At 59.3% G+C, this 13,620-nt stretch carries 12 protein-coding genes; all 12 read right to left on the minus strand.

Annotation, left to right across the window (positions count from 1 at the left end):
* Positions 1 to 98: 98 nt before the first annotated feature.
* The gene (locus ACIQUB_RS11515) at positions 99 to 1,331 is read right to left on the minus strand and encodes an ABC transporter substrate-binding protein (protein ID WP_402929531.1); all 1,233 of its coding nucleotides are present in this window, start codon (positions 1,329 to 1,331) and stop codon (positions 99 to 101) included.
* 67 nt (positions 1,332 to 1,398) lie between these two features.
* Complete coding sequence (locus ACIQUB_RS11520; protein WP_018896483.1) at positions 1,399 to 2,301, minus strand: sugar phosphate isomerase/epimerase; 903 nt, start codon at positions 2,299 to 2,301, stop codon at positions 1,399 to 1,401.
* A gap of 11 nt (positions 2,302 to 2,312) precedes the next feature.
* Positions 2,313 to 3,347, minus strand: a complete 1,035-nt coding sequence (locus ACIQUB_RS11525; RefSeq protein ID WP_037179775.1) for a Gfo/Idh/MocA family protein — start codon at positions 3,345 to 3,347, stop codon at positions 2,313 to 2,315.
* Between the two features lie 247 nt (positions 3,348 to 3,594).
* Complete coding sequence (locus ACIQUB_RS11530) at positions 3,595 to 4,848, minus strand: glycerate kinase (protein ID WP_402929535.1); 1,254 nt, start codon at positions 4,846 to 4,848, stop codon at positions 3,595 to 3,597.
* A gap of 20 nt (positions 4,849 to 4,868) precedes the next feature.
* Entirely contained in the window at positions 4,869 to 5,906 is a 1,038-nt protein-coding gene (locus ACIQUB_RS11535; protein WP_018896486.1) for a substrate-binding domain-containing protein, read from the minus strand.
* Between the two features lie 159 nt (positions 5,907 to 6,065).
* Positions 6,066 to 6,611, minus strand: coding sequence for a dTDP-4-dehydrorhamnose 3,5-epimerase (gene rfbC, locus ACIQUB_RS11540; RefSeq protein WP_402929537.1), 546 nt, complete (start codon positions 6,609 to 6,611; stop codon positions 6,066 to 6,068).
* Between the two features lie 3 nt (positions 6,612 to 6,614).
* Complete coding sequence (gene rfbA, locus ACIQUB_RS11545) at positions 6,615 to 7,493, minus strand: glucose-1-phosphate thymidylyltransferase RfbA (RefSeq protein WP_402929539.1); 879 nt, start codon at positions 7,491 to 7,493, stop codon at positions 6,615 to 6,617.
* Positions 7,490 to 8,386 (minus strand): dTDP-4-dehydrorhamnose reductase, encoded by an 897-nt coding sequence (gene rfbD / locus ACIQUB_RS11550; RefSeq protein ID WP_113238734.1) that lies wholly within the window; start codon positions 8,384 to 8,386, stop codon positions 7,490 to 7,492. The genes rfbA and rfbD overlap by 4 nt, the downstream gene beginning before the upstream one ends.
* Positions 8,383 to 9,432, minus strand: a complete 1,050-nt coding sequence (gene rfbB, locus ACIQUB_RS11555) for a dTDP-glucose 4,6-dehydratase (protein ID WP_402929541.1) — start codon at positions 9,430 to 9,432, stop codon at positions 8,383 to 8,385. Before rfbB ends, rfbD begins: the two co-directional genes overlap by 4 nt.
* 50 nt (positions 9,433 to 9,482) lie before the next feature.
* Positions 9,483 to 10,922 carry an exopolysaccharide biosynthesis polyprenyl glycosylphosphotransferase gene (locus ACIQUB_RS11560; protein ID WP_113238732.1) on the minus strand — a complete coding sequence of 480 codons (1,440 nt, stop codon included), beginning with the start codon at positions 10,920 to 10,922 and terminating at the stop codon, positions 9,483 to 9,485.
* Positions 10,923 to 11,392: 470 nt separating this feature from the next.
* Positions 11,393 to 11,680 (minus strand): hypothetical protein, encoded by a 288-nt coding sequence (locus ACIQUB_RS11565; RefSeq protein ID WP_402929544.1) that lies wholly within the window; start codon positions 11,678 to 11,680, stop codon positions 11,393 to 11,395.
* A gap of 894 nt (positions 11,681 to 12,574) precedes the next feature.
* Positions 12,575 to 13,477, minus strand: coding sequence for a DMT family transporter (locus tag ACIQUB_RS11570; protein WP_402929546.1), 903 nt, complete (start codon positions 13,475 to 13,477; stop codon positions 12,575 to 12,577).
* Positions 13,478 to 13,620: the final 143 nt, after the last annotated feature.

Below are 13,620 nucleotides of genomic sequence, written 5' to 3' on the forward strand. Positions count from 1 at the left end.
AAGACAGCCCCTGCCGGGAGGAAACGGTGGGATGGCGAGAACGCCATTGGGGTCGGACAGGCGGAGCGCGTCGCGCACGCTCCGCTTGCCCTGATATGTCACTCTTCGACGGCCTTGATCTTCTCGGCGGCCTGATCGAGCGCATCCTTCGGCGTTGCCTGGCCGGTCAACGCGGCCTGGATGGCATCCTGGATTGCCTTGGAGATCTTCGGCCATTCCGGCGACGGACCGCGCGGCTGGGCATATTTCAACTGCTCGACGAAGGTCTTCAGCGCATCGTCCTTCAGCTTGTTGCCTGTCGGCGGGATGGCAATGTCGGAGCGAGCCGGCAGCTGGCCGAACTTCTGGTACATCGTGTCGTCCTTCGAGGCGAAGAACTCGAGGGCCTTGAAGGCTTCCGCCGGATGCTTGGAACTGGAGAAGATCGCCCAGTTGTAGTCGCCCATGGCCGAAGACCGCGTCGCGCCTTCCTGCGGGATCGGCAGCAACGCCGTGCCCCAGTCGAACTTCGCGTCCGTCAGCATGCGGTCGATTTCCCACGGACCGGAGATGGCCATGGCCGCGTTGCCGGCGTTGAAGGTGGCGGTCGAATCCCACTGGCTGCGGGTCAGCGTGTCGGGAGAAGCAAGCTTCTCGTCCATGATCTGCTTCCAGACCGTCAGCGCCTTGACCGCACCGTCGGCATTGATCGTCTTGTAGGTCGCGCCGCCCATCTGCGCCCATGGCAGGAACTGGAAGGTGCCTTCCTCGTTCGCCTTGGCCGAGAAGGTCAGGCCGTAGACGTTCTTCGACGGATCGGTAAGCTTCTTGGCGTCCGCGACCAGCTCGTCCCAGGTCTGCGGCGGCTTTTCCGGATCGAGGCCGGCGGCCTTGAACATGTCCTTGTTATAGTAGAGCGCGATCGTGTTGGTCGCCTTCGGCACGCCGTAGAGCTTGCCGTCCCAGGTGGCGGACTTCAGCGGTCCGGGGAAGTAGTTCTCGGGCTTGATGACGGTCGACTTGGCGATCATGTCGGTCAGGTCGAGGAAAGCCTTGCGGGCAGCGAACATCGCGTGGTTCGGGTTGTCGATGGCGATGATATCGGGCGCCTTGCCGGTCGAAAATGCTCGCATCGATTCGCTGACGACATCGTCGAACTGGATCTGGCGGTATTCGATCTTGATGCCGTTGTTCTGATCGTTGAATTCCTTGATCAGGTTCGGCGCCGGCTGGATGTCGCGGTCGAGCGACCAGAGGGTCAGGGTGACGTCTTCGGCCTTGGCGGCTAGGCCGAAGAGCGACACGCTCGCCAGCGCAAGCGCGCCGATCATTGCAAATTTACGGATAGCCATGGTTCTCCTCCTTTGTGGTTATCCTAGATCGTAGGCCGGCAATTCCTCCTTGCCGGCCGCGATATCATCAAACCGGATCGACGACGAAATCGCCGCCCCGGGCATGCTTCAAATGGTTCAGCGCATGAACCTGGCCGGTCATCTCGAGCGCGTCGCGATAGACCGGATCGTGCCAACCTTCGATGTCGATGGATCCCGACCAGCCGGCGAGGCGCAGTTCCGAAATGATGTCCGTCCAGTTGCTGTCGCCAAAGCCCGGCGTGCGCATGAACACGAACTTTTCCTTACCGAAGATGCCATGCTCCTTGATGACATCCCAGCGGATCGTTGCATCCTTGCCGTGAACGTGGAAAATTTTCGACGCCCACTTGCGGATCTGCGGCAGCGGCTCGATCAGATAAACCATCTGATGGCACGGCTCCCATTCGATGCCGATGTTATCGTCAGGCGTCTCGTTGAAGATCAGCTCCCAAGCATCCGGATTGTGTGCGATGTTCCAGTCGCCCGTCTGCCAGTTGCCGTCCATCGCGCAGTTTTCGAAGGCGATCTTCACACCCTTGTCGGCGGCGCGCTTGGCAAGCTCGCTCCAGATTTCCTTGTAGCGCGGCAGGCTGTCGGTCAGCACCTTGCCGCGGATACGGCCGGTGAAGCCGGCAACGCAGGTGGCGCCGAAGTGATGCGCGTTGTCGATGCAATCCTTCCAACCCTGAAGCGTGTCGAGATCGATATCCGTCGTTTCGAGCGGGTTGCCGAACATGCCGAGCGTCGAGATGGTGATATCGCGGTCGCCGATGGCGTCGACGCAGCGCTTTCCAAGTTCGGCAAGGTTCTGGCCGTTCGTCGTCTGCCAGAAGAAGGGTTCGAAGCTTTCAAAGCCCATATCGGCGATCTGGCCGATCCGCTTGTCGGCGCCGCCCTTCGACGCGCTGACCATGGTTCCGATACGAATGGACTTGGCGGGGTTGCTCACAATCTCAATCCTTATGCTGAAATTTCGATACGCTTGCCGGTCTTTGCGCTTTCGATCGCGCCGAAGACCATGGCCAGGCTTCTGATGTTGTCGGAACTTGCCGTTTCCGGGCGTTTGCCCGTCTTGATCGCTTCAACGAAGCTTGCGATCACGCTGGCATGGCCGTGTGTCTCTTCGTCATGTTCAGGTGCTGGAACCTCGACCGGCGTGAAGCCGTGCAGCAGACCTGGCTCGCTTCCAGCGGTCGCGGCCTTGAAGCCCTCTTCGCCATCCCAGGTCAGCATGCCCTTGGAGCCGACGAGGCGCCACTGGCTTTCCCAGCTCGTGCGTTCGCCTTCGGCGCACCACGAACCGCGATAGGTGAAGACGACGTCATCGGCGAATTCGAAGGTGGCGTTGGCGGAAGCGCCGTGCTGATACCAGGAACCCTTCGGATTGCGCTCGACGCAGTAGACGGCGAGCGGCTTCTTGTCGGCGACGAAGCGGGCGGCGTCGAAAGTGTGGATCGCCATGTCGAGCAGCAGCACGTTCTGCATCTCTTCGCGGAAGCCGCCGAAATGCGGCGCCAGGAAGAAGTCGCAATGGATGCCGGTGATATCGCCGATCGCACCGCTTTCAACGAAGCGGCGCATGCGGCGGACGCCCGAGATGAAGCGACGGTTCTGAATGATGGCGTGGACCTTGCCGGTCTCGGCGGCGAGATCAATGAGAGCAGCCCCTTCGGCTAGCGAGGTCGCCATCGGCTTTTCGCTCAGCACGTGGCAGCCGGCTTTCAGCGCCGTCGACACCACGTTGAAGCGCGCGGTCGGGATGACCACGTCGAAGACGATGTCGGCTTTGGATTTTGCGATGACGTCGGCGAGGTCAGTGCCGATCACGGCGCCGCTCAAACCAAACTCCTCGGCGAGCTTTTCAGCCGCCGCGGGATTGACGTCGACGAGGCCCTTGACCTCGATCTCGGCTGCAAGAGCCGGGGTTTCCTTGATGGCGCGCAACCAGCCCTTGGACATGGCTCCGCAACCGCAGAGAACGGCATTCAATGTCACGATTTCCTCCCGTGGACAGTTTCCGGCTTTCCTCCCGAAACTTGCCCCGTAAACGTTTACGATACTAAGCGGAAACGTTTCTCACTGTCAATCCCACGCGATCAGACAAAAAATGCTGCGGAAAACATCTGCAAATGCGGGGCTTTAACCTCGGCTGCGCCGCAGCGCAGCACGAAAAAATTCGCACTATTTTGCGCCCGCGTTCCGGCGGGAACGCAGATAATCAGGTCAGATTTCGATTCTTCGATTAGCGGATCAGGATCGCGCGGAAATCGTTGACATTGGTTCCCGTCGGACCGGTCTCGAACAGGTCGCCAATCGCAGCAAAGCCGCTATAGCTGTCGTTGCCATCGAGAAGACGGCGCGGATCAAGACCGCCGGCGCGCAATCGTTCGACCGTCTTCCCATCCACGAAGGCACCCGCATTGTCTTCCGACCCATCAATGCCATCGGTATCGGCAGCGAGCACATGCATGTCGTGGCCTTGGATCGCCAGCGCCATCGCGAGCGCGAATTCGCCGTTGCGCCCGCCCTTTCCGCCCTTGCCCCGGAGCGTCACCGTCGTTTCCCCACCGGAGAGGATAACGACCGGCTTTTGGAACGGCCGATCTTTGGCAAGCACTTCGCGGGCGATCGCCGCATGCACCGAAGCGACATCGCGCGATTCGCCTTCGATGGAATCCGACAGGATGGCGGCTTCCACCCCGTGCGATCTGGCAAGCGCCGCCGCCGCCTCGAGCGAGACGCCGGCCGAGGCGATCACGTGATGTTCGTGGCGGCCGAAAACCGCATCATCCGGGCTCGGCGCATCGGCAGCCGGCGTCGCGAGAAAATCGAGCGCTGCCTGCGGCAGCGGCATCTTGTACTGCGCGATGATGTCAAGCGCATCGTGCCGCGTCGAGCGATCCGGAACCGTAGGTCCGGAAGCGACATAAGCAGGGTTATCGCCGGGAATATCGGACACGACCATGCTGACCACGCGCGCCTTTGTCGCCGCTGCCAGCCTGCCGCCCTTGATCGTCGAAAGATGCTTGCGCACCACGTTCATCGCGGAAATCGGCGCGCCCGAGGCAAGCAGGATCTCGTTCATGGCAATCTCGTCTTCGAGCGTCAGCCCCTCAGGCGGCGACGGTAGCAGCGCGGACCCTCCCCCGCAGATCAGCGCGATGACGAGGTCATCCTCGCCAAGCCCGCTCACCGCGTCCATCAGCCGCTTCGAAGCCGCGAGGCCGGCGCTATCGGGGACCGGATGCGACGCCTCAAGCATCTCGATGCTTCGGGTTTCGCAGCCATAACCGTAGCGCGTCACCACCACGCCCTCAAGCGGGCCATCCCAGACGCTCTCGAGCGCCTGTGCCATCTGTGCCGCGCCCTTGCCGGCGCCGATCACCACCGTCCGGCCTTTCGGCTTGGTCGGAAGATGGGCGGTGATGCCCGTGAGCGGGTCTGCCGCCTTGACAGCGGCGGAGAAGAGATCTTTTAGGAAATCGCGCGGTTGCATGGGCTGGCTTTCGAGAAAATTCAACTGTCGAGGCTGAAGGCATCGCTTTCGCCCGCAACGAGCTCAAGCGGCCAAATCGTGTTGCGCGCGCCACCGGGATAGAAATCCGCGTAGGCGGGCATGGTCGCGAGCAACGTTTCTGCAAGCTCGGCGCCGAGATCGCGCAGCGACATTCTAAAACATGTCAGTGCCGGCTGCAGGAACCGGGCGCGCGGCTCCTCGCGAAAGCCGATGACGGCGAGATCCCGGCCTGGAATGATGCCTGCCTCGACCATGCGCCGGTAAAGCCCAATCGCCATCAGTTCATAAATCAGAATGATCGCCGTCGGCCGGGGATCAAGACGAATGAGTTCGTGACCGGCCTGATATCCACCCTGCTCGCTCGACTTTGCGCGAATGACGAGTTCGGGATCATAGGCGATGCCGTGGCGTTCGAGCGAGCGCCGGTAGGCATCGAGGAAGATATAGCCGAGATTGACATCACTCGATGGGACCGCGATCGCGATCCGGCGATGCCCCTTGGCAACGAGCCGATCGACGGCGGAGGCCGCGACGCCTTCGAAATCAAGGTCGATCCAGCTGTAATTGCCACCGGACGAGCTGCGGCCGAGCGCAACGAAGGGGATCTTCGCCTTGGCGAGGAAGTCGATACGCTTGTCGATGCGCTGCGTGGCGGAAATGATTAATGCATCGACAACACGACGCGCCACCATGCGCTTCAGATATTCCTGAGGGTCCTCATCATTCGGGCACGGCAGCATGATGAGATCGAGCTTGTGGCGCGAAAGCACGCTTTGCAGGCCGCCCGTCAGGCCAAGGAAGAAGTTGTCGGCGTTTTCGACCGTTTCCTTGCTGGACTCGATCATCAGGCCGATGACATTGGTGGTACCCTGTCTGAGGCTTCGGCCGGACTGGTTCGCGACATAGCCAAGCTCTTCGGCCGCCGCCAGCACGCGCTTGCGGGTTTCTTCATTCACATCCGGTTTGCCATTCAGCGCCCGCGACACGGTCCCGATCGAAATATCGAGATGCTTGGCCAGTTGGCGAATTCCCCTCATTCCGACAATCGTCCTCCCAGTGGCGATGGCTAGCCGACCTTATGTGACACACCAAAACCGATCCGGAAAGGACCAAGGACAACGATATCTGGTGGAGCGGGAGACGGCAGGCCGATGATCGGCAACTTTCCGCGCCGACGCAGCTATGTAGCGAACACTTTACGTAAAGAGATCGGCATCCTTCATCGACGGTGCCTGCGCGTCTTTTGACGAGAGCGTTGGCGCGGTATCAATTGGCCAGGAGACGTTCACCGTCGGATCGTTCCAGATGATGGCGCGCTCGTGTTGCGGCGAGTAGAAATCCGTCGTCTTGTAGAGAAACTGCGCGGTCTCGGACAGAACGACGAAGCCATGCGCGAAGCCCGGCGGGATGTAGAGCTGGCGTTTGTTGTCCGACGACAGGATTTCGCCAACCCACTGCCCAAAGGTCGGAGAGGAGCGACGCAGGTCCACGGACACATCGAAGACCTCGCCCTCGACCACCCGCACCAGCTTTCCCTGAGCTTGGCTGATCTGGTAGTGCAGCCCGCGCAGCACGCCTTTTGCCGATTTGGAGTGGTTGTCCTGAACGAATGAAACCTCGGCCCCGGCCGCTTCGTTGAAGCGAGCCTGGTTGAAGCTCTCGAAAAAGAAGCCGCGTTCATCGCCATAGACGGTGGGCTCGATCAGCAGGACTTCCGGAATTGCCAGCGAAGAGACTTTCATCGGTCAGCCCGCCTCTGCCAGAAGTCGCATCAGGTATTTCCCGTATCCGTTCTTGCAGAGCGGCGCCGCAAGTTGCTCCAACTGGCGGCCGGTGATCCAGCCGTTGCGAAACGCGATTTCCTCGGGGCAGGACACTTTCAACCCCTGGCGTCGCTCGAGCGTCGAGATGAATTGCCCTGCATCGAGCAGGGAATCATGCGTTCCCGTATCGAGCCAGGCATAGCCGCGGCCCATGATCTCGACGGTCAGGCTGCCATCCTCGAGATAGCGCCGGTTCAGGTCGGTGATCTCAAGCTCGCCGCGCGGTGAAGGGCGTAGCGACTTGGCGAACTCGACGGCGCGTTCATCGTAGAAATAGAGGCCAGTCACCGCGTAATTCGATTTCGGCTCCGCCGGCTTTTCCTCGATCGAGACCGCTCGGAAGCGCCTGTCGAATTCCACGACGCCATATCGCTCCGGATCGAGCACGTGATAGGCGAAGACCGTCGCGCCGCGATCGACCGACATGCCGCTCGCGAGAAGGGTCGGCAGGTCATGGCCATAGAAGATGTTGTCGCCGAGCACGAGCGCCGACGGCGAGCCATCGAGAAACTTCTCGCCGATGATGAAGGCCTGGGCTAGGCCATCCGGCGATGGCTGTTCGGCGTAGGAGAACTTGACGCCCCAGGCACTGCCGTCCCCCAGCAGTTGCTCGAAGCGAGGGATATCGAGCGGCGTCGAGATGATCAGTATATCCCGGATACCGGACAGCATCAGTGTGCTGAGCGGATAATAGATCATCGGCTTGTCGAAGACAGGCAGCAACTGCTTGCTCATGGCAAGTGTCGCCGGATGAAGACGAGTGCCGGATCCACCGGCGAGAATGATGCCTTTTCGGGTCACAGCGCCCACCCCCGTTCCTTCAATTGATCAAGTACGCGATCGACATGCACCGTCCATTCGGGCAGGGTCAGCCCAAGGGCGGCACTCAAAGCATCCGTATTGAGCGACGAATTTCGCGGTCGCGCGGCGGGCCGCGGAAACTCGTCGGTGGTAATGGCCTCGATGTCGGCAGGATCGACCGCCGAGACGAAGCCACGTTCGACTGCCTTCTGGACAATATGCCGTGCGAGCCCGTGCCAGCTTGTTCGTCCCGATGCGGCTAGGTGGTAGGTTCCGTCGGCAATGCCGCCACGCCGGTGCGCGGCAATGGCAAGCGCAGTGACATCGGCGAGCAGCTCGACGGCCGTCGGCGCCCCGAACTGATCCGCGACGATCCGCAGGTTCGGACGCTCCCGCGCCAGTCGCAAAATGGTCTTCACGAAATTCGTGCCGTCGGCGGAGACCACCCAACTCGTGCGAAACAGCAGATGCCGACAGCCGGACTCGACAATCGTCAACTCGCCAGCCCGCTTCGACTTGCCGTAAACATTCAACGGATCCGTCTTGTCGTTTTCGCGATAGGGCGTCTCCTGTCGGCCATCGAAAACGTAGTCCGTCGAATAATGAACCAGCAGCGCGTCACTCCGGCGGGCGTAATCCGCCAATGCCTTCACGGCCTGGTGGTTAGCCCGAAACGCCGCATCGGCATTCGTCTCGGCAAGATCGACCTGCGTATAAGCCGCCGCATTGACGATAATATCCGGGCGGACCGCATCAAGACGCTCGGCGAGTGCTTCCAGCTTATCGAGATCGAACTCGTCGCGTGCGACCGCGACGAGATTACCGAACGGAAGCAACGTGCGCTGAAGTCCGCGTCCAAGTTGCCCGTTTTTTCCGAGAAGCAGCACGGTCATGCGTATTGCTTCTCCACCCAGTTGCGGTAGCTGCCTGACGTCACGTTCTCGACCCAATCGGCATTGTCGAGATACCACCGGACGGTCTTGCGAATACCGCTCTCGAAAGTTTCCGCCGGACGCCAGCCGAGCTCGGCCTCGATCTTGCGCGCATCGATCGCATAGCGCCGGTCGTGCCCGGGGCGATCGGTCACGAAAGCGATCTGCTCGCTGTATTTTTTCCCATCAGATCGCGGCTGTAGCTCGTCAAGGACCTCACAAAGCGTGGTAACGACATGAAGGTTGGCCCGTTCGTTCCAGCCGCCGATATTATAGGTTTCGCCCAAGCGCCCGGCTTCCAGCACGCGCCGGATCGCGCTGCAGTGATCCTTCACGTAGAGCCAATCACGGATCTGCATGCCATCGCCATAGATCGGCAGAGGACGGCCTCTCAGCGCGTTGTGGATCACCAACGGAATGAGCTTCTCCGGGAAATGCAGCGGGCCATAATTGTTGGAGCAGTTGGTGGTGACAACAGGAAGCCCGTAGGTGTGGAAATAGGCGCGAACCAGGTGGTCGCTCGCCGCCTTGCTGGCGGAGTAAGGGCTGTTGGGCCGGTAGCTCGTTTCCTCGTTGAACGCTGGATCATCGGCGCCGAGCGTACCAAAGACCTCGTCGGTCGAAACGTGCAGAAAGCGGAAATCTGACTTGTTTTGGAGGCCACCCCAATAGGCGCGCGCGGCCTCCAACAGGCGAAACGTGCCGAGAATGTTCGTCTGGATGAAATCCTCCGGCCCGTGGATCGAACGGTCCACATGGCTTTCGGCAGCGAAATTGACGACGGCTCGGGGCTTGTGGCGCGTAAAGAGATCGCTCAGAAGCGCCGCGTCGCCAATATTGCCATGCACGAAGATATGGCGCGGATCGTTCTCGATAGGCCGCAGGTTGTTCAGATTGCCGGCATAGGTCAGCGCGTCGAGATTGACGACCGGCTCGTCCTGTTCCGCCAGCCAATCCAGCACGAAGTTCGAGCCAATGAAGCCGGCTCCCCCAGTCACAAGTATCATCGCCTACGCACCTTTCAACCAACGCAAACACCAGGATTGACGACGAAATTTCAGTAGACGTTGCTCCGATCCTGCAAGCCGATCGCCGTCATCACGACGATCCTGAGATCAAGCCACAACGACCAATTGTTGATGTACCAAATGTCGTGCCGCACCCGGTCCGCCATCCTGTCGATCGTCGGCGTCTCGCCTCTGTGTCCATTGATCTGCGCCCAACCCGTGAGGCCCGGCTTCACATGCCGGCGCGAGGCGTATTGGGCGATCAGCGTTCCATAGAGATCGTCATGCGCCAAGGCATGCGGGCGTGGGCCGACCACGGACATCTCGCCGCGCAGCACGTTCCAGAACTGCGGCAGCTCGTCGATGCTCGTCGAGCGGATGAAAGCGCCGACGCGGGTCACGCGCGGATCGTTGCGTGTCGCCTGGCGGATGTCGCCGGAATCTTCCATGACAGTCATGCTGCGGAACTTCAGGATGCGGAACGGCTTGCCGTTATGCCCCTTTCGGCACTGCATGAAGAAGACGGGGCCACGGCTGTCGAACTTGATGGCGAGCGCGACCAGCGCGCAGAGCGGCAGCGTCACGGTCAGTGCGCCAATCGAAAAGCCGATATCGAACAGCCGCTTCACGATACGCTCGACCAAGCCGAGCGGCGGACGGTGGATCTGGAACGCGCGGTTTTCGCCGATATCCTGTGCAAAACCTTGGGCGATATCACCAACCAAGCCCGAGAACATCACACTGACCGGAACGCAAAACTCGCGCAGGGCCGACAGGCATTCCTCGAGAACTATGGCGTTGGCATAGTCGCCCCAGACAACCAGAACTTCGTCGACATCTGTGATGCCGTTCTTCTGAAGCTTCTCCTGCAACAGGCAAGGAGCTTCATCAATGCTGCGAAGGTGCATGGTATGCTTGATGGACAAGCCGCCAAGTGCTGCGGTGTGGATGAGCGGTTCGACCGGCGTGGAATCTGGGCAGATCAGCAACACGCGCCGGGTCGGAAACGATGCATGGGCGACCGCGCGGTTCAGATAGGAATACCATACGAGCCTCAACGTCGTCAGCGCGCCGAACGACAGGACCGCCGCGGACAGGATAGCGCCGCGCGACACCATCGTTCCAATCTTGAGGAAGAAAACAATCGCAAGAAGAAAGGCAACGACTGCTGGCAGAAAAGTGCAGATGATTGCCATCTGCCTGCGAAACGACAGAAGGCCAGCGGGGCGGTAGGCATGGGCGCCGCCCAAGGCCAGGACGAAAACGGTTGCGACCAGCAAGCCGATGCCCGCATATCGAGATAAATCGCCCGCCATTCCCAAGAATACTTGCTCATAAAACATGTATCCGCCGGCGCTCGCGAAGAATAGAACCGTGAAGTCAACAATAGCCGCGACATAGGTGGTCGCCACAGCATTGAAGCTGAACCACCCTCGATCATTTCTGGCTGAAAGCCGCACGTTCCAGCTGTGTTCCACTGGCATGGTCATAACGTTTATCCTCAACCCGCCAGCCTAGTTAACACAAGATTAATACACCCAACAATTCGCCAAGGATTACTCCTTATTTAGTATTTCAAAGTAGGGATATGTTTCACTCTGTATTTTTTCTCAATATACGACTTGACGTTGGAGTAATTTATCAAAAATACAAACTGAGAGTAGGCGTTCTGGCCGGCCGCAAATCTCGACCGTTCTGGTAGAAGAGTAGTTGAGCGTTGTTTATCCCTCGATCGGAAGGAACTTGAACGGTACGCACGATGAACCAGATGAAAAGCAGCAATACGGGCGCCCTCAAGGCTGCAGCCTCGACAGAAATTCAGACAAGTGGGAGCTTTTAATGCGCTTGCAACGAGCGCATCGTTACAAACGACGCGCAGCCGCTGAATTACAAGCTATTCCAATTTATACTTACAATTAAAGTAAACTTGGCATCTAAGACGATCGGCTCTGTGGCACCGTCACTCATCCGACAGATCGTCGTCATCGTCATCAAAGCCGAACGACGCTCCCTGCATTTCGACCGTCATGTGTTGATACGCACGCGCTTTGATCTCGTTGCTGATCAGGACGATCCAATTATGGGCACGGCCGAGGCCGGATCCATTCTCCGGCATGACGAGCGCCATGCAGGTCATGACCCGAGGCCCGGTCTCACGATAAGGCTGCATGCTCCAGGCGAAGGGCTCATCCCGCTGGCGGCGCTTGCGAAATGTAACGCTGCGCTTGCGCGCACTCTTCCACGCCATCGTCATCGACCTCCGCTATCGACGCCGCGAACGCGGAACCGGCGTCGTCTTTCATGCAGCGTCGGATGGGTCGATCGCAGGGCACCGGACTTCGCGCACATCGGTCGCCGGATGATCCTGGCTTGCTCACACGGGATGCCTTGGCTCCCCCCAACGAGCACGATCTCCCTAAGTCCCTCTATCATCAGCGTGCGCCTCAAATGTCATCTCACTCATGTCGCGACGTAGAGCAGCTTGCGCGCTCGAGTATCATTCCGCTGCGTGGTGGAACACCAACGCAAAAAGCACGCGACCGGTGAGATTTCCTCAGCAGAGAATGTCGTCGACGCGCAGCTTCATCCGCCGATCCGCTATTCATCAACGATAGTGAGAGCCTAAATGTGACCCGAGCAGGGGCTGAGCCAATGTTGGAGATGGTCTTGGAGCGTGAGCGATGAAGTATCCCGTCGGAGACTCCATCGACGGGGTCAGCAATTCTCAGTTTTTTTTTCATCTTTTCCCCCGAAAGCACACAGAAAACACCTCCGGACAAGAAATATCCGGACACTATACACACACTCTGAGGAATTCACGCTCGACGATATTGCTCTCGTTCAATTTATTATTAATTCGATACAATGCTAAGCGCAAAAAATCGACGATGCAATAGTCAAATTTCATCATGAAACAGTGAATGCTGGATCGCTCCACTACATCAAGAAATGTAGCAGAAGCGTCAATCGTCGGTACTGGTATATTCGTGTTATCGCGTCATCACTTCGGATATACAGATAACTACAATGACGTTACTTTAAATGAAGAGCGCACCACGGGAAGCAACCGGGAGTATTATTATAGTTGTTCTCTCGGCGCGCGTAGCGCGATAAGTGGCTGCGAGGCCCGCGGGGTAAACAATCACGCGATCAAGCGGCGGCTAGCAAGCACCGCGCGACGCTCCCACCATACAAGCAGAAGGCTGGAGCAGACGATCACCACAGCACCGACAACGACGTTCACCGTCGGGATCTCCGACCAAATTAGATAGCCGAACAGAAACGCCCAAACGAGACCGCTATACTCCATGGGAGCAAGTGTAGACGCCGGCGCGTGACGGTAACCTTCATAGAGAAGGAATTGACCGAGCGCTGATACCGCCCCGAGGCCGAGCATGAGCGCCCAGCCGATGAGATCGGGCGATTTCCAGACCCACGGCAACATGGCACCGCAGGCTATGGCGAAGAGGAAGCTGGTCGCCATCATCTGGTTAAACGTGCTCTCGGAGCGACTAACCAGGCGAACGAGCACCGTGCTCCACGCCCAGCAGAAGCCCGCAAACAACACCATGAGCGTCGGCGTAAGACTGGGCGAATGCGTGGGGTTGGCCGCAAGTATGACGCCGGCAAAGCCCGCGAAGCAGGCAAACCATCGCATTGGCCCGACACTTTCCTTCAAGACGACGATGGAAAGGAAGATGACGATAATGGGTGCAGAGAAGTACAGGGTCGTAATTTCGGCAAGGCCCAGATGCCTGGCCGCCGAATAATAGGCCATCCAGGCGCCCAGCATGAGCATGGCACGAAGAACGAGCGAACCGCGATGAGCACTCTTCAGAATGGAGGGATGACGCAGCCGCTTGACCATGAAGCCTGCCACGGCGACGATGATCACGCTGCGAATGAACAGGATTTGCGGCACCGCATAGTCCGCGACCAGCCATTTCACGACGGCATCCTGGATTGCGAACAGCGAATAGCCCGCGCAGGACAGCGCTATGCCAACGAGCGGGTTGGGCGAGGCGTCAGAAGCGCGGAAATGCATGGTACGGCAGCCTGGATGCGGCATTGATGATGGTGAGCACCTAGCAAAAAGTTGCACGGGGAACAATGGCTAGTTTTGGCCCAAGCACACGCCCACTGCACGGCGGGAGATCGACGTGGGATTCTTGTACGCACAGTTGCTTA

Origin of the sequence: Rhizobium sp. NPDC090275, from assembly GCF_044772225.1 — a bacterium.
Taxonomy (GTDB): domain Bacteria; phylum Pseudomonadota; class Alphaproteobacteria; order Rhizobiales; family Rhizobiaceae; genus Rhizobium.